Annotated in this window: 15 protein-coding genes; 14 read left to right on the top strand and 1 reads right to left on the bottom strand. The window is 55.2% G+C overall.

Annotated elements, in window-relative coordinates; all coding sequences use genetic code 11:
* Window positions 1-2: 2 nt before the first annotated feature.
* From L6H98_RS24150 to L6H98_RS24125, 6 genes are all read left to right on the top strand, one after another.
* Window positions 3-833 carry an ABC transporter ATP-binding protein gene (locus tag L6H98_RS24150; protein ID WP_236420233.1) on the top strand — a complete coding sequence of 277 codons (831 nt, stop codon included), beginning with the start codon at window positions 3-5 and terminating at the stop codon, window positions 831-833.
* Between the two features lie 1,221 nt (window positions 834-2,054).
* On the top strand, window positions 2,055-2,753 hold the full coding sequence (locus L6H98_RS24145) for an ABC transporter ATP-binding protein (protein ID WP_236420266.1): 699 nt from the start codon (window positions 2,055-2,057) through the stop codon (window positions 2,751-2,753).
* Between the two features lies 1 nt (window position 2,754).
* Window positions 2,755-4,122, top strand: coding sequence for an ABC transporter permease (locus tag L6H98_RS24140; protein WP_236420232.1), 1,368 nt, complete (start codon window positions 2,755-2,757; stop codon window positions 4,120-4,122).
* A gap of 87 nt (window positions 4,123-4,209) precedes the next feature.
* Window positions 4,210-5,286 (top strand): efflux RND transporter periplasmic adaptor subunit, encoded by a 1,077-nt coding sequence (locus L6H98_RS24135; RefSeq protein ID WP_236420231.1) that lies wholly within the window; start codon window positions 4,210-4,212, stop codon window positions 5,284-5,286.
* A 660-nt stretch (window positions 5,287-5,946) separates the two neighbouring features.
* Window positions 5,947-8,133 carry a glycoside hydrolase family 6 protein gene (locus L6H98_RS24130; protein ID WP_236420230.1) on the top strand — a complete coding sequence of 729 codons (2,187 nt, stop codon included), beginning with the start codon at window positions 5,947-5,949 and terminating at the stop codon, window positions 8,131-8,133.
* 546 nt (window positions 8,134-8,679) lie between these two features.
* Entirely contained in the window at window positions 8,680-11,022 is a 2,343-nt protein-coding gene (locus L6H98_RS24125) for a rhamnogalacturonan lyase (protein ID WP_236420229.1), read from the top strand.
* Window positions 11,023-11,313: 291 nt separating this feature from the next.
* On the opposite strand, the gene L6H98_RS24120 is transcribed toward L6H98_RS24125, so the two are convergent.
* Window positions 11,314-11,931, bottom strand: a complete 618-nt coding sequence (locus L6H98_RS24120; protein ID WP_236420228.1) for a histidine phosphatase family protein — start codon at window positions 11,929-11,931, stop codon at window positions 11,314-11,316.
* Window positions 11,932-12,261: 330 nt separating this feature from the next.
* Between L6H98_RS24120 and L6H98_RS24115 the strand changes: the two genes are divergently transcribed.
* The 8 genes from L6H98_RS24115 to L6H98_RS24080 are packed head-to-tail and all read left to right on the top strand — an operon-like array spanning window position 12,262 to window position 19,472.
* Complete coding sequence (locus L6H98_RS24115; protein WP_236420227.1) at window positions 12,262-12,732, top strand: hypothetical protein; 471 nt, start codon at window positions 12,262-12,264, stop codon at window positions 12,730-12,732.
* Entirely contained in the window at window positions 12,729-13,748 is a 1,020-nt protein-coding gene (locus tag L6H98_RS24110) for a CehA/McbA family metallohydrolase (protein ID WP_236420226.1), read from the top strand. Before L6H98_RS24115 ends, L6H98_RS24110 begins: the two co-directional genes overlap by 4 nt.
* 12 nt (window positions 13,749-13,760) lie before the next feature.
* On the top strand, window positions 13,761-14,501 hold the full coding sequence (locus L6H98_RS24105; protein ID WP_236420225.1) for a glycerophosphodiester phosphodiesterase: 741 nt from the start codon (window positions 13,761-13,763) through the stop codon (window positions 14,499-14,501).
* Window positions 14,498-15,517, top strand: coding sequence for a LacI family DNA-binding transcriptional regulator (locus L6H98_RS24100; RefSeq protein WP_236420224.1), 1,020 nt, complete (start codon window positions 14,498-14,500; stop codon window positions 15,515-15,517). The genes L6H98_RS24105 and L6H98_RS24100 overlap by 4 nt, the downstream gene beginning before the upstream one ends.
* A 19-nt stretch (window positions 15,518-15,536) precedes the next feature.
* The gene (locus L6H98_RS24095) at window positions 15,537-16,361 is read left to right on the top strand and encodes an ABC transporter permease subunit (RefSeq protein ID WP_236420223.1); all 825 of its coding nucleotides are present in this window, start codon (window positions 15,537-15,539) and stop codon (window positions 16,359-16,361) included.
* Window positions 16,362-16,401: 40 nt separating this feature from the next.
* Window positions 16,402-17,442 carry an ABC transporter ATP-binding protein gene (locus L6H98_RS24090; RefSeq protein WP_236420222.1) on the top strand — a complete coding sequence of 347 codons (1,041 nt, stop codon included), beginning with the start codon at window positions 16,402-16,404 and terminating at the stop codon, window positions 17,440-17,442.
* A gap of 15 nt (window positions 17,443-17,457) precedes the next feature.
* Complete coding sequence (locus tag L6H98_RS24085; RefSeq protein ID WP_236420221.1) at window positions 17,458-18,636, top strand: extracellular solute-binding protein; 1,179 nt, start codon at window positions 17,458-17,460, stop codon at window positions 18,634-18,636.
* The gene (locus L6H98_RS24080; protein ID WP_236420220.1) at window positions 18,633-19,472 is read left to right on the top strand and encodes an ABC transporter permease subunit; all 840 of its coding nucleotides are present in this window, start codon (window positions 18,633-18,635) and stop codon (window positions 19,470-19,472) included. The genes L6H98_RS24085 and L6H98_RS24080 overlap by 4 nt, the downstream gene beginning before the upstream one ends.
* Window positions 19,473-19,626: the final 154 nt, after the last annotated feature.

Here is a 19,626-nt window from a genome sequence, read left to right as displayed (position 1 = left end):
TCATGACAATTTCCGAACATAAAAAAGCGGGACACGGCGCGGCGGCTGCCTCGCCACTGTGGGCCGAACATTTGAGCATTCACTATGACAAACGTGCCATTATCGAAGACCTGTCGGTAACGATCCCGCTGAATTCGTTCACGGTCATCATCGGTCCGAATGCCTGTGGAAAGTCCACGCTGCTGCGGGCGCTGTCCGGCCTGCTGAAGCCGGAGCGCGGGCATGTGATGCTGGACGGGAAGGAGCTCGCGACGTATAAAGCGAAAGAGGTCGCCCGCCGATTGGGGCTGCTGCCCCAGACGGCCATCGCTCCTGACGGCATTGCGGTAGCCGATCTGGTTGCTCGTGGCCGATATCCGCACCAGAGCATTTTCAGGCAGTGGACGGAAGCAGATGAACAGATTGTTGCAGGGGCCATGGAAGCTACGGGCACGAGCAGCCTGGCTGGGCGGCTGGTGGACGAGCTCTCCGGCGGCCAGCGCCAGCGGGTATGGGTCGCGATGGCCTTGGCGCAGCAAACGCCATTGCTGCTGCTGGACGAACCGACGACGTTTCTGGACATCGCGCATCAGATCGAGCTGATGGAACTGTTCACGGAGCTGAACGCGGACGGGCATACGCTGGTAGCGGTGCTGCATGATTTGAACCATGCGGCCAGATATGCCACACATCTCATCGCCATGAAAGACGGCGCCATAGTGGCGCAGGGAGATCCGCGGAACATCGTGACCGAGGCACTGGTCGAGGAAGTATTCGATTTGCCATGCAAAGTCATCGAAGATCCGGTGACGGGTACACCGCTTGTCGTGCCTATCGGCAAACGTCGGGCGTGATGCAGGCATAGGCTCTGTATGTGGCGTCAAGCGGGAAAAAGCAACCCGATTCACTGAAACGAAACGGCAGTCGTGGTTCTTTTTTTGATACATAACGTTAAGAAGTTGAAGGTTGACCTGTACGTCATGAAAGTGGCGCGGGTCGACCTTTTTTTATGGGTATAGGAAGAGGTGATGACAAGTCTAACGGAAGGGCAAAACGGCTGTGGGCTGTGGGCAAAACGTTGTGGCAAGATGCAAGACGCTGTAGACAAGATGCTGTAGGCAAGATGTTGCTGGCAAGATGCTGTTGAAGACGCTGTAGGCAAGATGTTGCTGGCAAGATGCTGTTGAAGACGCTGTAGGCAAGACGTTGTAGACAAAAAGCTGTGGATGAAGACGCAGCTTGAAAACCACCATGCCGATTATGGCGTAACGAACCTGAGACGTCTTATTTGGTCGATTTCCGTCCTTTTCGTTTTCTTACGAACCTGACACACGTTATTACGCCTAAATGAGCCCTTTTTTGGCCTGATTTACCCTAAATAAGACGCCGGAAGTTCGTTAGAATTCCATAAGGGCTGAAATTTGCGGAATAAGGTGTCAGAAGTTCGTTAGAGTTCAAGAATGTGGCACATTGGGGGAGAGCACCCAAGAAGTATCTAAGGAGCACCCTAGAAGCATCCTAGAAGCACCCGATGCGACAAACAGTACGAACCAGGAATACCAGCAAGACGCACAAATAAAGAGTACCGACAAAGAGTACCATCAAAGAACACAACCAAAGAACGCCAACAAGGATCACCTACACATATCTGGGTTCGCCTAAGGAAAAAGCGTCTCCTTTGCAAGAGGGTCCACCCTCACCGAATCGCATCCTGCCTTAATACCATAGCTTTCAGGCATTATTGCCAAACTTGTAAGAGAGCGGGCCAATAAAAGATTCTCCCTCCAAGATTGCAGAAGGCTACTCAAGTTGTGTAATGGCAACATAGACCCTCCTACCTCAACGCCCCTCCCATGTACGCGTCATCCCCATATGTTACAAATTGGATACATCCGCCGTCAGGACGGATACAACTCGCCACTATAATCAAGGTGTACATAACGATGGGAAACCCATCCGCACGTCTGCGAACTATCGGAGTTCGCCAGAGTTTTTCCGGTTGCCGGTTCCGGCGAGGAGAGAAGTTGAGGTAAGGCGAGGTAAGGAAAGGAAAGGAAGATGAACGATTGGCAGCAATGTTACGGGTAGAACAGGTATCGCATGCATTTCGCAACGCCAAGGAAAGTGTGCCGGTGCTTCACGATATCAACCTCACGGTGGAAAAGGGAACGATGGTTGCGCTTCTCGGCAGCTCGGGCTCCGGCAAATCAACCCTGCTTAACTTGATGGCCGGGCTGATGAAGCCGGACCAAGGCAAGATCTGGATCGCCGATCAGGATATCGTGCGCCTGGGGGAGAACCGGCTGGCCGAGTTCCGGCGCAGCCATATCGGTTTTATTTTCCAGTCGTATGAACTGCTGTCCAACCTGACGGTACGCGAAAATGTGGAGCTTCCGCTTGTGTTTATGGGTGTAAGCCCATCCAAGCGCAAAACCAAAGCGTTAAGCCTGCTGGAACAGGTGGGGCTCGCCCCCAAGGCTGCTCTGTTCCCCTCCCAGCTATCCGGCGGGCAGCAGCAGCGCGTCAGCATCGCGCGTTCGCTCATTACCGAGCCGTCGGTTATTTTTGCCGATGAGCCGACAGGGAATTTGGATACGGAGACGGAGGAAGAGATCATTACCATTTTGCAGCGGTTGAATCGGGAAATGCGGACCACGTTCGTCATCGTGACCCATGAGGCGGAAGTCGCTGAACAGATGCAGGTCGTGCTTACGCTTCAGCAGGGACGTCTCGTTCGCGAAACCGTGCAGCAAGCCGGAGTAAAGGAGAAGTAACGTGAGAATTTGGGATGTAACCCGCATGGCATGGGGGCAAATCGTTCGCAGGAAAGTGGTGACCCTGCTCTGCATGATCGGCTTGTCCATCGGCTCGGCCGCAATGATCATTGCGCTCAGCGTAGGGCAATCCATTCAGGCGTATAGCGAGCAGACGCTAAATGCGAATTACAAGATGGACGAAATCACGGTCACGCCGAATGAAGGCATTCGCACCGGCGGCGCGAGCCGCCAGACCTCGACGTTTGAACGGGGCGCGTTGACGCCGGAGAAAATCGGAATTATCCAGCGGCTCCCGCACGTCATCGCCGTAGCTCCGATGCTGAAGCTGGACATGGTGGAGATGGTACTGCCCGACGGACGAAGCTCTTATGTGGAGGCGATCGGCACGGAGCTCGGGACGCTGGGCGGATTCGGATACAAGTATGCGCAGGGAAGCGGAGCGGCGGGTGGCGGACGAACAGCCGTTGCAAGTTACGGGGCAACATTCGGACTCGTCGACCCCAAAGTGACGCAAAAATTGTTCGAGCAGTTGAACAACGATCCATATAACAACGACCTGCTCCAGCAATACATGGAGATGGCGTCCAAGCAGGACAAGCTCGTGCAGGAACGGGTGCAATTCAGGTACGAGGATATGGCGAATCCCGGCAAAAGCAGAACAAGCGGCTCCGTGCGGGTGACCGGGGAGCTGGCTCAGCCAACGAACATGAGCGGCGAAAGCGCCCAGAACGATAAAAAAATATATATGCCGCTCGATACGGCGCGTGCGCTGCAGGATGAGCTCGGCATGCAGCGGGCGGACGGAAAGGTCGCCGCCCGCCTGAATTCCGCCTTGGTCAAAGTCGAGGACAAACGTCATGTTGCCCAAGTGGAACAACAGATCCAGAAGCTGATGCTGAATACGGAAAGCAACCTGTTCCAGGAAGAGGCTTTGGCAGGCCAACTCGCGATGTACCAGAAGGCAGCCATCGGCATCGGCGGCTTCATCATGGTGCTGGCGTCTTTGTCGATCATCGTGGCGATGATCATGTCGACCCACCAACGCCGCAAACAGATCGGCGTAATGAAGGTGCTGGGCGCCAATCTGTGGCAGGTACGCCAGATGTTCATTGCCGAGGCAGCCATGCTTGGACTGATGGGCGGCTTGGCTGGCGTAGGCATCGCGTTTGCCGCGCTTGGCGGCGTGAACGGCCTGCTGGCAAGCCAGATGGCCGACCAGCAGAACGGGCCGATGACGGTGATCATTCAGCAGTCGGCCTTGCCGCAGGGCATTTTGTTCGCCGTCCTGGTAGGCATCGCTTCGGGCATCTACCCGGCCATCAGCGCGTCACGAACCAATGCGCTTAGCGTGATCAAGTCAGGATGACCAAGCTCCGGCTCAAGCTCAAGCTCAAGAGCGGATCATGCACAAGGTCCGGCCAATCACTTTATCAGCGAAAGGGAACATGCAGCAATGAAAAAATGGATCAACGTCATCGTAACCGTGGCGATTATGGCAGGGGCGGGTTACTGGCTATATGAGAAATACAAACCGCAGCCGGAGGCTCCCATCGAGGTTCCGCCGCCGATTACGTTCGAAGTGACCCGGCAAACGATGACCCAGACGATACAGGTAAAAGGAAAGTCGGTCTACACGGACCAGACGGACGTTTTTGCGCCATACGCCGCAAGCATCAAACAATGGAACGTGAAGAACGGGCAGCAGGTGAAGAAAGGAGACGTGCTGTTTACGCTGGATACTTCGACGCTTCAAACGGAGGTCCAGCAGCTGCAAAGCGATCTGGAGAAGGCGAAGCTGGAAATCGAAATCAATCAGGTGACCATGGATCAAGCCGACATGAGCGCATCGCTCGGCGTAACCGAGGAAGAACGCAAAAAGGCGTTTGCCGACCGGGAGAGTAAACGCATGACCAATGAGCTGAACCAGAAAGCAATCGCCTTGAAAGAACAGGAAATACAGAAGAAGCAAGAGGTCATCGGCAGGGCGACCGTGTACGCTCCGGCATCGGGCATCTTTCAGTTGAACGATTCCGACACGAAGACCCGCATGGTCAGCGAAGGCCAGTCCGTAGGCAGCATCACGAACACGTCCAAGCTGCAATTCATGGCGGTCATCGGCGAAGAGGAACTGTTTACGCTCAAACCCGGCATGCCGGTAAAGGTCCGCATGACGGCCAATAAAGAGCCGGAGTTCACGGGCAAGGTGAGCAAGGTATCCAAATTCGCCCGCAAAGGCTCCGACGCCGACCTCAAGCAGGCATCCCAGTTCGATATCGTCATTGACCTGAAGCCGGATGCCCGGATGTATGGCGGAGTCAGTCTTGAGGGAGAGATCGAAACGGCGCGCAAGGACAAAGCCACCGTCGTTTCAAGCCTCGCCATCATGCGCGATCAAGCCGAACCTTACGTGCTGCTCGACAAAGGAAACGGGCAGACCGAGCCGCGAACCGTGAAAACCGGCATGGAGTCGGGGGACCAGACCGAAGTGATTAGCGGATTGAAGCCGGGGGATATCGTGGTTTTACCTTAACAGCAATGAATCTAGTAGGTGTCGAGCATGGCATCTGCCGAAAAATAAGGACAAGCCGGGCAAAGAGAACCGTTTTTGCCCGGCTTGTTTGTTGCCGCTGATTTTCTTCTAAAAAATATAAAATATTTTAATTAATTCAATTTACAGTAATATTTTCATAGGGTATAATCGATTCAAAAGGAGGTGAACATGGCGTGTGAGGTTCAAGGAAGCGAATCCGCCAGATCATATGCTTCCATTAACTTCAATTTAGTAAGCGCTTACCATCAGACGGTTAACTACCTCAACATGAATACCCGCAATCACCCTCAGAGCAGCATCCACATTTGCCCATTTCTTTGCATCGGTTCGGTTTTACTTACAGACTTCGACGCAACAAAGCATCGCTAATCTCCTTTCAGTGCCTGACCTTCAACGTTTCATTTATCCATCGAGAGCTCCTGTATACGTAGACGAACTTTCCGGCCTGTCCAACTTGTCATGGAATCGTCGATCCATCGCATGGTTCATAAGCATGCATTATCAAATTGTTTACGGAGGTGTGCCTGCCAATACCCATCCATACATCAGGGCGTTCTCTACCGGGCATGTTCATCTTGCCGACCCAGAGGATCAGTCATGAGGTAACATCCAATCCAAAAGGAGAAAGGTGGAATTATAATGGCAAAGAGGAAAACGATACCGGGAAGCCCGGCGGGAAGGAAAAAGCTGTTCCGCAAGAGCGTCAAACAAGTGCTTGCAGGAGCTTTGCTGGCTGCGGGCATCTTCCCGGGCATGACTGCGGACCCGATCCGGGCAGCGGAGGCGCATGTGGACAATCCGTTCGTAGGTGCCACCGCGTACGTCAATCAGGATTATTCGGCCCTGGTGGACACGTCGATTGCACAGACGTCCGACACGGCGCTCAAGGCCAAGATGGAAACGGTAAAATCGTATCCGACCGCCGTCTGGGTCGATCGCATCGCGGCAATCTATGGGGGGGCCGACAATGCGGGCCGCAAAAGCGTGGAGCAGCATCTGGACGCCGTCCTCGCGCAGAAGCAGCCCGGCGTGCCGATTACGGCCACGTTTGTCATCTATAACCTGCCTGGGCGGGATTGCCACGCGCTGGCCTCCAACGGTGAGCTGCCCCTGACGCAGGCTGCGCTTCAGACGTACAAAACGGAGTACATTGATGTGCTCGCCGATATTTTTGCAGACCCGAAATACCAGGATATCCGCATCGTCGCGGTCATTGAGCCGGACAGCTTGCCGAACCTGGTCACCAACCTGAGCACGCCGGCCTGCGCGCAAGCGAGTTCCACCGGCATCTATGAAGAAGGCGTGCAATACGCGATCAATAAACTTCATGCCATTCCGAACGTATACAACTATCTGGACATCGGCCATTCCGGCTGGCTCGGCTGGGACAACAACCGTACAGGCGCCATTGCGCTCTATACCGATGTTGTGCAAGGAACGACGTCCGGCTTGAACAGCGTGGACGGCTTCATTACCAACACGGCCAATACGACGCCGCTGCATGAGCCGAACCTGCCGAACCCGGATCTGAACATTGGCGGCCAGCCGATCCGTTCATCCGATTTCTACGAATGGAATCCGTATTTCGACGAAACCGATTTTACCGCCGCCCTCTACAACGGGTTTGTGCAGGCAGGCTGGCCAAGCAGCATCGGCTTCCTGATCGATACGAGCCGCAATGGCTGGGGCGGGCCGAATCGGCCTTCCACCGCGTCGGGCAGCAATATCAACACCTACGTCGACTCCGGACGCGTCGATCGCCGCGACCATCGGGGCAACTGGTGCAACAACAGCGGAGCAGGCATCGGCCAACCGCCGCAGGCAGCACCGGGGGCCGCTCATCTGGACGCCTATGTATGGGTCAAGCCTCCGGGCGAGTCGGACGGCTCCAGCTCCGCCATTCCGAACGATGAAGGCAAGGGCTTCGACCGGATGTGCGATCCCACGTTCGTCACCCGGGATGGCGTTCTGACGGGCGCGCTGCCGAATGCACCGATTTCCGGGCACTGGTTCCATGACCAATTCGTTATGCTCGTGCAGAACGCGTTTCCGGTGATCCCGGCGAGCAATGGTGGCGGATCTACGCCGGGCAACGGCGAAACTGCGCCTTCGGCACCTGCATCACTGACGGCGACGGCCGGCAACGGTCAAGTGACTTTAAGCTGGAGCGCGTCTTCCGGAGCAACGAGTTATCATGTAAAACGCGCGACGAATGCATCGGGACCATACGCAACGGTGGCCGCGAACGTGACTGCAGCATCGTACACGGATACGGGCCTGACCAATGGTACGACGTACCATTACGTGGTGAGCGCGGTGAATGCGGCAGGCGAGAGCAGCCCTTCCGTCGCCGCGACGGCAACGCCGCAGAGCGTGGTCGTTCCCACAGGTGATCTGGTGGTGCAATACCATGCAGGAGATACCAATGCGGCCGATAATCAGATCAAACCCTATTTCAATATCAAAAATACGGGAAATACGGGAAATACGGCCGTAAACCTGAGCGACTTGAAGCTTCGCTATTACTTTACGAAAGAAGGCAGCGCTGCGATGGATTCAGCCATCGATTATGCCCAGATCGGAGGCAGCAACATCCAGCGCACGTTTGCGGATGGGTATGTGGAGCTCAGTTTCACGGCAGGGGCAGGCAGCATTCCGGCTGGCGGACAATCGGGGGATATCCAGCTGCGGATGTACAAAACAGACTGGAGCAATTTTGACGAAACCGACGATTATTCCTACGATCCGACCAAAACTTCTTATCAAGATTGGAGCAAGGTAACCCTTTATAAAGACGGAAGCCTGGTATGGGGCATTGAGCCTTGAGGCTACTGCCGAGGCAGTGCTCAGCGTTTTGAAAGAGCTTGGATAACAAGGACAAAACCGCGATCCTCTGGCAAGGAGGATGGCGGTTTTGTCCTTTATTTCAAATTTTAAACACTGAATAGTGCCTATTTTGCACTGAAAATTAACTATATTGAGACAGGAACGGGCTCTATAATAATAGCCGATGGGCAGATCAAGAGGGGCTGCTCTAACCATTTCGGCAGGTTGTCAGGCATCAGGCTTGGCAGCGGGGTCCGAAGGATGAAAGGGGGATCGGATCGATGGCCTGCGGCAGATCGTATGCCGCGATGCAAAGAAAGGCATTTTTTTATTTCAAGCAAAATGTAAGCGTATCCATTCAAAGATGAATGAAATCTGGCTGATTCTTCAATAGAGCGGCCAAACGTTCCAAAGCTTGATCATGAAGCTGCTGCAGCATCACCGATTCGGTCTAAGGGAGAGTGAAGGTGGATGAATTCGGAAAGACACATGTCAAGGTTTCAGAACAAGGTATCGCCATTGTACTCAAAACGTGGAAAGACACGCATGCCTTTGGCGGCAAAAGTGCTTTCCTCCGCGCTTAGCGCAGCTTTGCTTCTGGCAGGCACTTCAGGAATCGCCGGGGCGACAGCGCCATCCGTTAGCGGTTCGGCTGATGTTGAACTGCAATCCAACAAAGGAGGCGGTCAGGTGAAAAGCATTCAGCTCGAATACCTGGATCGGGGGCTGGTCGCCGCATCGACATCCGAGGGTGTGTTTCTCAGCTGGAGGCTGCTGGCGGACGAAGCAACGGGATACAGCGACAAGGGGTTGACGGGAACGGACTTTAACGTTTACCGCGACGGCAAGAAGATCGCGACCGTAACGGACAGCACCAATTATGTCGATCCGGCAGGCAAAACGTCCTCCAAGTACCAGGTCGCCGCCGTGAACTCCAAAGGCAAGGAAAGCAAAAAAAGCGATGCCGTCAAACCTTGGGCCAACGGATATATCGATCTGCCATTGCAGAAACCTGCCGATGGCGTGACTCCTGCCGGAGAAGCCTATACGTATTCCGCCAATGACATGAGCGTCGGAGATGTGAATGGCGACGGCCAATACGAGTTTTTCGTCAAATGGGATCCATCCAATGCCAAGGACGTTTCGCAAAAAGGATATACAGGCAGCACTTACGTCGATTGTTACACGCTGGACGGGCAGCTGTTGTACCGGATCGATCTCGGGGTCAACATCCGTTCGGGTGCTCATTATACGCAGATGCTCGTTTATGATTTCGACGGGGACGGCAAGGCTGAATTGATGTTCAAAACCGCTCCCGGCACCAAAATCATCAAATACAACAAAAAAGGCAAAGTCACTTCCGAGAAATACATCACCCTGCCGAAGGAGGACCGCAAAGCGGGCTATTCGAACGAGGATGATTACCGTCTGAGCGCAAAAGGATATTACGATCATGTAGTGCAGATGTTCCGGAACTGGCACAAGTACGAGGAAGTCGTCAAGGGGAACTGGCCTGCCACGCTGGAGGAAGCCTTCGGCATCGAGAAAAAGTACACGTATCCTCTCTCCCAGCAGGATGCGGAGAGCTTGGCCGACTACTTTATGGACGTGTACGCGCCGGAACGGAGCGCACGGAACGATCTGCGCACGTTTGAAGGTTTCATCCTGAACGGGCCGGAATACGTGACCGTCTTTGAAGGCGAATCCGGCAAAGAGCTGCAAACCGTACCTTATGAACCGGAAAGGCATGACGATGGCCTGATGTGGGGCGATTACGCGATGGCGCGCATCGAACCCGGCAACCGGGTAGACCGGTTCCTGGCAGGGGTGGCGTATCTGGACGGCAAGAAGCCTTCCGCTATTTTCGCGCGCGGATACTATACTCGCTCCACAATGGTCGCCTACAACTGGGATGGCAAGAAACTGAAGAAGGAATGGAAGGTGGACAGCGGCTGGACGCCGATGAAAAATCCGTTCAACGACGGGCCTCATGGCGTAGACGGCACAGATCCGCAGTACGGTTCGATCACAACGCAGGGAGCCCACTATTTCAGCGTGGCCGACGTGGACGGGGACGGCAAGCAGGAAATCGTGTACGGCTCGGCCACGATTGACCATGACGGCAGCGTCTTGTACAGTTCCACCGACGTCATGCCGCCGGAGAGCGCTGCGCCGGGGACGGTGGCCCGCTTGGGACACGGCGACGCGATTCATGTGGCGGACATCGATCCGGCTCGGCCGGGGCTCGAAATTTTCATGGTGCATGAGGGCGGCCCTTGGGCTCCGTACGGTTATTCGCTGAGAGACGCCAAGACCGGCGAAGTGATCTATGGCGGGTATACCGGCAAAGATACCGGACGCGGCATGGTTGGCGACGTTGATCCGACGCGCCGGGGCCTCGAAACATGGGCCGTGGGATTGTGGACAGCCGATGGTCAGAAGATCAGCGACACGGCGCCAGGTACCAACATGAGCATCCGATGGGCAGGCAACATGACAACTCAGATCGTGGACGGCGCGATCGACGTGACGCCGACGATCAAGGATTGGACGCGCGGCACGCTGCTCACCGCCGCGGGCACGCTGACGAACAATCATACGAAAGGAACGCCGTCCCTGGTGGCGGACATTTTCGGCGATTGGCGCGAGGAGATGCTCGTTCGTACGGCAGACAGCTCCGCGATCCGCATCTACCTGAGCACCGAGCTAACGGATCGCAAGCTGTACACGCTGATGCATGACGCGATGTACCGTGTGGGCATCGCCGGCCAGAACAGCGGCTATAACCAGCCTTCGTATCCGTCGTTCTACATGGCTTCGGACATCGACTGGTCGAAGATACCGCTGCCAAAGTTCCATACGCCAGACAAAGGTAAAGGCGACAAGTAAGTAAGGTAACCGGTAAACGAATCTCCAATAAGGCAAGGAAAGACAAAGGCTTTGACGGACCACGAACTGCTTGCGGCAGGCATTTCGGGTCCCGTCAGGGCCTTATTTTCGTTTTTCCAAAAAACAGGCTCACAATGCTGTGCCCCAAGGGTTAACAATAACGAAAAACTGAATACGCGCTGCATCGCAAGAGCCGCAGAATTCATGCCTGACATTGCTCGTGAAATTTCGCCCATCGCGGTTCGCCGCTTGGACGAACGTGAAGCCAGTGAATTTCATTCGCAGAAGGATTCATGACAGATGTGAAACGGAAGCAAAGTCCGACAGGCGATACCGTCCGTTTTCATAAATCAGCCGCGTGATGGAGCACTCCGGCACAAGCTGGCTCTGCTTGGCGATAAACGCATCGTGCCATACGTTCAGCTCATCTTCGCGGAACAAGTGAACCAGCAAATCAGTGATCAAGCCACCATGCGTAACAATAACAATATTGCGATCATCATCGGATGATGCAGCCGATACGGCACCAAGCTCGTTCAGGCATTCGGAGAACCGCATCCCGGCCTGCCGGGAGGAGTCGCCCACCGGTGGCGCATAATCGGGATCGCGCGTGCAGCGGTCCCACATCTCGACGAATTGCTCCAGCGTCTGGCCGGGCAGATCCCCCCAGTTTGCCCGCTCTCTCAGGCGTACGTCCTCCATCAACGGTGCTTGGATCCGTGCAGCAATGCAGTCGGCCGTTTGCCGCGCCCGCCGGAGCGGACTGGTTACGATGAGGTCAGTGGGCATTGGAGACAATATGCGTGCGACGGCTTGGGCCTGCCGTATGCCTTCAGCAGTAAGGGGAACGTCACCGATCGCCTGCTCTTTGAGCCCATGCCTGACCAGATAGAAAGTATGGGTAACCATGAAATAACCTCCTTTACAAATATAACAGCATTCATGAATTCATAATTAGATAATAATCTAATTATATAATCGACTAATTTGTATTTGCAATCCCGAACATGAAAAGTCAATGCGCATCTTCTCCTTCTTATGCAATGCCACCTGATAATCACGCGGCGGGTTAGAACAAGTTCGAAGCGTTCTCAGGCCCCCAATTTTCTGTTCTCCCTTTTACAAAAGCTTAACATCGTGATGATATCGGGCTAATCCTTCCTCCGTAACATAAGTGGCATGTGGGATCGTTCCCACTGTGGGAACGATCCCACATCACGGCAAGGGAGGATCATCCCCATGAACCTGATGGACATCCAAGGACGCGTGACTCCTGAACAATCCGGGACGCATCTTCGAATTCCTTTTCAATTGACGGCGAATGCCGAGCGCTTGAACATCCGATTCGCGTATTCGCCGAAGGTGCTGGAGGATCGCGAGCGAGCGCTCGCTTTGCTGGAGGCCAGTTTTGCCAAATACGTATTGCCGGATCAACAGGAACGGGCAGCGGCACGGGCCGACACCTATTTGCCGTTAAACAATCTGATTACCGTCTCGCTGGATGACGAGCATCAATATCGTGGAGCATGCCATAGGCATGATCCTGTGCAAGAACTGCACCTATCTGAGCTTCACGCATCCCCAGGGCTTGTCCGTGGGTTGATCAGGCAAGGGCGCTGGACAGTGACGCTTAGCATCCACTGCATCGTGACGGCTGCGTGCGATTATCGCCTGAAAGTCTGGACGGATGAAACGGAGGTGAAGGCATGAAATGGCTCGCCTGTGAGCTGCATACCCATACGCTGCACAGTGACGGAAGTCAGACGCTGTCCGAACTGGCCGCGGGAGCAAGCAAGCTTGGCTTCGACGCGATTGCCTTGACGGACCACAATACGATGTCCGGCCTGGCCGATCGCAAAGACATCGCTAAGGAACATGGGTTGCTCATTATTCCGGGCATGGAGTGGACAACGTTCCACGGACATATGGTCACGCTTGGGCTGGATACGTACGTGGATTGGCGGACCGTAGACAAGGACGGCATTTTGGATGGCATTGCAGCCGTCCACGAACAGGGCGGCGTTGCAGGACTTGCCCATCCTTTTCGAATCGGAAGTCCGGCCTGCACCGGCTGTTATTGGGAGTATGAGATCAAAGACTGGTCTGCCGTCGATTACATCGAGGTTTGGTCCGGGACCTTTGCCCCGATCCAACACAACAATCAACGGGCATTCGCTTTATGGAATGACAAGCTGAACGAGGGCTATCGCATATCCGCTACTTCCGGCCGCGACTGGCATACGCAGGCCGACACGACGGATCCGCTGTCCGTGACGTATTTGGGTATTCCGGACGATGCCGATCCTGACGAGGAACAACTCGTCCAGGCCCTGCGCCGCGGACATGTCTCCGTAACGGTCGGTCCGCTGCTGGAGTTAGGCATCAAAACCGGAGGTGCCACTTATGATCTTGGAGCGATCGTTCCGGCACTCACACCGGATGAACCGAGCGGCAATTCCGTCGTTGCATCGGTGTCGATCGATTTCTCGGTCAGGCCGGGTCGATGGACGCTGCCGGGACGAACCTGCAAGCTGGTGCTGCAGTCCAATCTGGGCACGGAAGTTACTCGTGAGGTGTATGCACCCGAAAGCCATGCGCGATTGGAGCCATGCGAATTGAACATTCCTGATGCCACTGGCCGAAGGTGGATCAGGGCCGAATTATGGGGCAGCGTGCAGGGTGCTTATATGCTGATCGCATTTACAAATGCCATTTATTTTGAATAGGAGTGCATGCAGATGAAGCCTTTTCCATGGGTAACCGCACACACGGGATGTATGGGCATGCCGGAACATTCGGAGGAATCGCTGCACGCGGCGCTTGCGCTGGGGGCGGACATCTACGAAGACGACATACGTGTGACGCGGGACGGCGTGCTCGTGCTCGCCCATGACGACGAAGTGGTGCTGGCAGACGGCAACCATGGCAGCATATCCAGCTTGACGCTGGACGAACTGAACGCCGGCTTGCTGCAGCCGATTCCCCTTTTGGAGCCGCTGCTGCGGCAGATCGGAGCCGCGGGCAAAACGATGAATCTGGACATTAAAATGCCGGCCAGCCTGGAGCCTGTCTTCCATATGTTAACCCGGCTGCAAATGACGGACCAAGCTTTCCTGAGCGGCTGCGAGTATGAAGTGGCCATGGAGGCCAACCGTTACGGAAACAACGTACCCAAGCTGCTGAACGTAAACGTGGACAGCTTCCGAACGCTTGATTACGCGGAGGCCGTCAAGCAAGCATGCCATGAAGCAAGGTCGGCGGATTGCTTTGGGCTGAACATGCCCTATGTATTGATCCGCCCGGAACTAATGGAAACGGCCGAGCGCGAACAGCTGAAGGTCTACGCATGGACCGTGACCGACGCAAGCGACATGGCCAGGCTCGCCGGGCTGGGCGTGGCGTCGATCACGACGCGGAACGTGGCCGGGCTGATGTCCGTCAAGGCGCAATGGAATGAAGCGAAGGAGAAACGCGATTGAATACCAAGCTGAATCACAGTTTAAAGGAGCTGGCGCAGCTGGCCGGAGTGTCGAAGTCCACGGCTTCGCGCGTCATCTCCGGCAAAGGCTACGCCAGCCCCGAGGTGCGCGAACGCGTGCTGAACGCGGCAGAGAAGCTGCGTTATAAACCAAACGCCGTCGCCAGGGCGATGGTGACGAAACGCACGAACAACATCGGCGTCATCGTATTTCGCGAGACGCTGCCGATCGTGTCCCATCCGCTGTACGGCAAAATCATCGATGCCATTCTCATGGCGTCCGAAGCGAGAGGCTACTCCGTTTTCCTCAAAACCGACAAGGAAATGTCGCTTCGTTCGACCGACTACATGCTGGAGCAGCGGGTAGATGGGCTGATTCTGGTCAGCCGATTGCGTAAAAACGTCATCGATTACGTGAAGAAATTCAACATTCCGTATCTGATGGTCAATGGATCGACGGACGATCCGGAGGTCATTCATCTGGTCAGCAACGACGAAGAAGGCGGGGAACGCGCGGCGGAATATATGCATGGGCTCGGCCATCGCAGGTTCTTCATTCTGTCGGGTCCGGGCGCGCACCGAAGCCACTCGCTGCGGTTATCCGGTTTCCACAAGCGATTGCTGCAGCTGGGCGTCTCCGGGGAGAAGGACATATTCATCGCCGAATCTCCCGAATCCCATTTCGATTACGGTGTCCGGCTGATGAACCAGCATTACGACGCATTTCGCGCAGGCGGATACACGGCCTTGTTCACGACGAACGACATGCTGGCATTGGGTGCGATGAAGGTGCTGCTGGAGCACGGGGTACGGATTCCGGACGAAGTCGCCGTGATGGGGTATGACAACATTGAGCTTGGCGCGATGTATTCGCCGGCATTGACGACGGTGAGCGTGAATGCGGCAGGCATCGGCCGGGATGCGGTCGACATTCTCGACCGGTTGATCGGCGGGGAGAAGGACGTGCCCCGGCTGGTCGAATATGACAGCGAAGTCGTGATCAGGCAGTCTACTTGAAGTGGATGGAGGGGAAATCATGCTGTGGTATTGGAAAGCGGTCGGCCTCAGGCGGATTGTGGAATTTGTGCTCCTGACGATCTTTGCCGTGTTTTTTGCCGGGCCGCTGCTGAATTTGCTGGTGCTGGCATTCAGCGAGAAATGGAACTATCCGGACGTTCTTCCGCAGGTATGGGGCTTTAAATGGTGGAACTTCGTGCTTGCCAAGGACGATATCGTCTCGTCCATTTCCTTGTCGTTCCTGATCGCGACGCTGGTTACGGCGTTATCCATCGTGCTGTGCATTCCGGCAGCCTATGCGTTTGCCCGGATACAGTTTCCGCTGAAGCGTATGTTCCTGTTTTCGTTTCTGCTGACCAATGCGTTTCCGAAAATGGGACTGTACGTATCGATCGCGGTGCTCTTCTACAAGGTGGGGTTGATGAATACGCTGCTGGGCGTTGTGCTGATCCACATGATCAACGTGCTGATGTTCATGACCTGGATTCCGACGGCTGCATTCCGCAACGTACATGCCGCCCAGGAAGAATCGGCGAGGGACGTGGGAGCGACGCCGTTCAGGGTGTTCCGCAGCATCACGCTGCCGATGGCCATGCCGGGAATTCTCGTCGCATCGGTGTTCACGTTCCTGCATTCGTTGGATGAAGCCCAGGGCACGTTCCTGGTCGGCATTCCCGATTTCAAAACGATGCCGATCGTGATGTATTCGATCATTTCCGATTTCCCGAGCAGCGCGGGAGCGGTGTTCTCCATCATTTTGACGCTGCCAACGATCATTCTTCTGATTGCCGCGCAGCGGCTGGTTAGCGCGGACGTGCTGGCCAGCGGATTCCAGGTGAAGTGACGGGGCGGAGAGCTTCATGACAGAAAGGGGCAACAGCATCATGCAGTTGAAGGTACAGGAATTGACCAAACGCTACAAAACCGGTGACGGCGTCAGCGGAATCAATCTGGAAGTGGCAAAAGGGGAACTGGTCACGCTGCTCGGTCCCTCGGGCTGCGGCAAAACGACCGTGCTGCGCAGCATCGGCGGCTTTCTGGAGCCGGACTCGGGCGACATTCTCATCGAAGGACAGAGCGTCATCAAGCTTCCGCCGGAGAAGCGGCCCACATCGATGGTATTTCAGAGCTACAATCTGTGGTCCCACATGACGGTGTACGATAACCTGGCGTTTGGGCTGAAAATTCGCAAAATGCCCAAAGCCGACATTCGCGCTGCCGTATCGGATGCGCTCCAGCTCGTTCGCCTGCCCGGCTACGAAAAGAAATATCCGTCGCAATTGTCAGGCGGTCAGCAGCAGCGGGTCGCGCTGGCCCGATCACTGCTGCTCAAGCCGGCGGTTTTGCTCCTGGACGAGCCATTCTCGGCGCTGGATGCCAAGCTGCGGCACGAGATGCGGGAGGAGCTGCGCGAAATCCAAATGCAGACCGGACTTACGATGGTGTTCGTTACCCATGACCAGGAAGAGGCCTTGTCCTTGTCCGACCGCATCATCGTCATGAACAAAGGGAATATCGAGCAGATCGCGAAGCCGCAGGAAATTTACGATGAACCTGCATCGCTGTATGTCGCCAGCTTTATCGGCAAAATGAACTTTTTGGAGGGGGTGGCGGATGAGCAGAACATCCGTTTCGGGGAAGCCGTTTTTCCGAATGACAAACATTTGCGCGGAAAGGTAACGGTAGCGGTTCGACCGGAAGACGTGGGCATCCACGACGGATTGCAGGGACAGGGAATGTTGGCCGGCAAGATCAAACACATCATGATTCTGGGGCACTACGCCGAGGTAACGGTCGATCTGGCCGGCCTTGGCAGTCTGAGGACTTTTCAAACGAAGGAAGCGACGCAGCAGTTGCGAATCGGCAAAGACGTCCAAGTATCGATCACCCGATTGACCGGATATCCGGAACTCGTAACCCAATAACGGAGGCTGAAAAAAATGCGCACAAAAAAAACCTGGTTGACCATGTTCTCTTCAGTGATGCTGTCTGCTGTCATGCTGGCCGGATGCGGAAACGGAAACGGCGCTTCGAACACCAATGCGTCGTCCGAAGGCGGTTCATCCACGGCCACGGCCGCCGAAACGACGACTTCGTTCAATTTCTATTTCACCGGATCGCAAAACGTAAAGGACCTGTGGGATACGCTGGTTCCGATGTTTGAGGAAAAAAATAAGGAAGTCGATGTCAACCTGGTCTACATTCCGTCGGGAACGGGTGCCCAGCCAACCTATGATCGCATCATGGCGGCCAAACAAGCGGGCAAAGGCTCGGGCGACATCGATCTGTACGAAGACGGCATCGCCGTTGTTTCCCAAGGCATCAAGGATGGCGTATGGTCCCAGCTGAGCGAGGGCGACATTCCGAACATCAGCAAAGTCAGCGCGCAAACGATGAAGGACGTCGAAAACTATGCCGTTCCATATCGCTCTTCCGCCGTGGTACTCGCCTATGACAGCACGAAAGTGGCGAACCCGCCCAAAACGATGGACGAGCTCTTGCAGTGGATCAAAGCCAACCCGGGCCAGTTCGCTTACAATGATCCGTCCACCGGCGGTTCTGGCAGCTCTTTCGTACAGACGGTCGTGTATAAGGACCTGCCCGAAGAAGACATCCACAACAGCGATCCGGCCGTGATGGAAAAGTGGGAATCCGGTTTTAACACGCTGAAAGAATTGGGTCAATACGTGTACGGCGACGGCATCTATCCGAAGAAGAACCAGGGCACGCTGGACCTGCTCATGAACGGCGAGGTGTCGATCATCCCGGCATGGTCCGACATGGTGCTGCAGCAGATCAACGAAGGACTCCTGCCGGATACGGTCAAAATGCAGCAGATCACGCCTGGCTTCAACGGCGGACCGACATACCTGATGGTGAACGGCGAATCGGACAAGAAGGAAGCGATCAACCAGTTTATCGATTTCGTGCTGTCTCCTGAAGCACAAGAGGTTATCGTGGACAAAATGAACGGTTTCCCTGGCATCGAGCTCTCGAATATGTCCCAGGACATGCAGGACAAATTCAACGGCGTATCCGACGGGTTCCGCACGTTCAACATCGGCGATCTGAGCACCGAGATGAACAAACGCTGGCAGAATGAAGTTGCGGCGCAATGAGCAAAAAAACGAAACAGGCGATCGCAGGGCTCGCCATGGTCCTTCCTTCTTTTGCCGTCCTGCTGTTCGTGGTCATCATTCCGATCATCCAGTCGCTGATCATGAGTCTCAGCAATGGCGAAGGCGGCTACGATCTCAGCCGGTATCAGATGTTATTTACCGATAAAGGCATGCGGGCCAACATCATCTTTACGCTCCGCATCACGCTGATCTCCTGCGTGCTCGTGCTGCTGGTCAGTTATGCGCTTGCCATCTACATGCGGTTCAACAATGGCCGGATCGTGGAGATGATTCGCAAAACGTACATGATTCCTTTGTTCATTCCGGGCGTCATTGCCAGCTACGGGCTGATCAACCTGCTCGGCAACCATGGCTGGCTGGCACGGCTGTTGGACGGCACGGGCATTGAGCTGCCGCGGATCATTTTCGACGAAAAGGGCATCATCATCGCCAATCTGTGGTTCAACATACCGTTTACGACGATGCTGCTCAGCTCCGCGCTCGCGAGCATTCCGTCCTCGGTTATCGAGAGCGCAAAGGACGTGGGGGCAGGCAAGTTGAAGCTGTTCGTTCGTTTCATTCTGCCGCTGACCTACAAGACGTTTCTGGTGGCCGTGACGTTTGTGTTCATGGGCGTGATCGGATCGTTCACCGCACCGTTCCTGATGGGCGCGAATTCTCCGCAAATGCTCGGCGTGTCGATGCAGCAGGTGTTTAGCGTATTCCAGGAACGGGAGCAGGCTGCGGCCATGGCCTTCTTCTCGTTCCTGCTCTGCTCGGTCATGGGGGCATTCTACATCCGGTCGATGTCGCAGGAGGAAAACGCCAAGGCTTGATATTGTACTATGCATCGTTTCATGAAGCGTGACCCAGTTAGAGAGCTCATCAGCCAAAATAGGATAAACGCTCCGCTCCGGCTTCCCCAATGTGCAGTGATGCATGTTGGCGGACAGCCGGAGTTTTGCGTTATACGGACAGCCGCGATGGGTC

It is taken from the genome of Paenibacillus sp. JJ-223 (assembly GCF_927798175.1).
Taxonomy (GTDB): Bacteria; Bacillota; Bacilli; order Paenibacillales; family Paenibacillaceae; genus Paenibacillus; species Paenibacillus hubeiensis.
The sequence above is the reverse complement of the archived record's forward strand: the minus strand, read 5'-3'. Positions and strand labels throughout refer to the sequence as shown.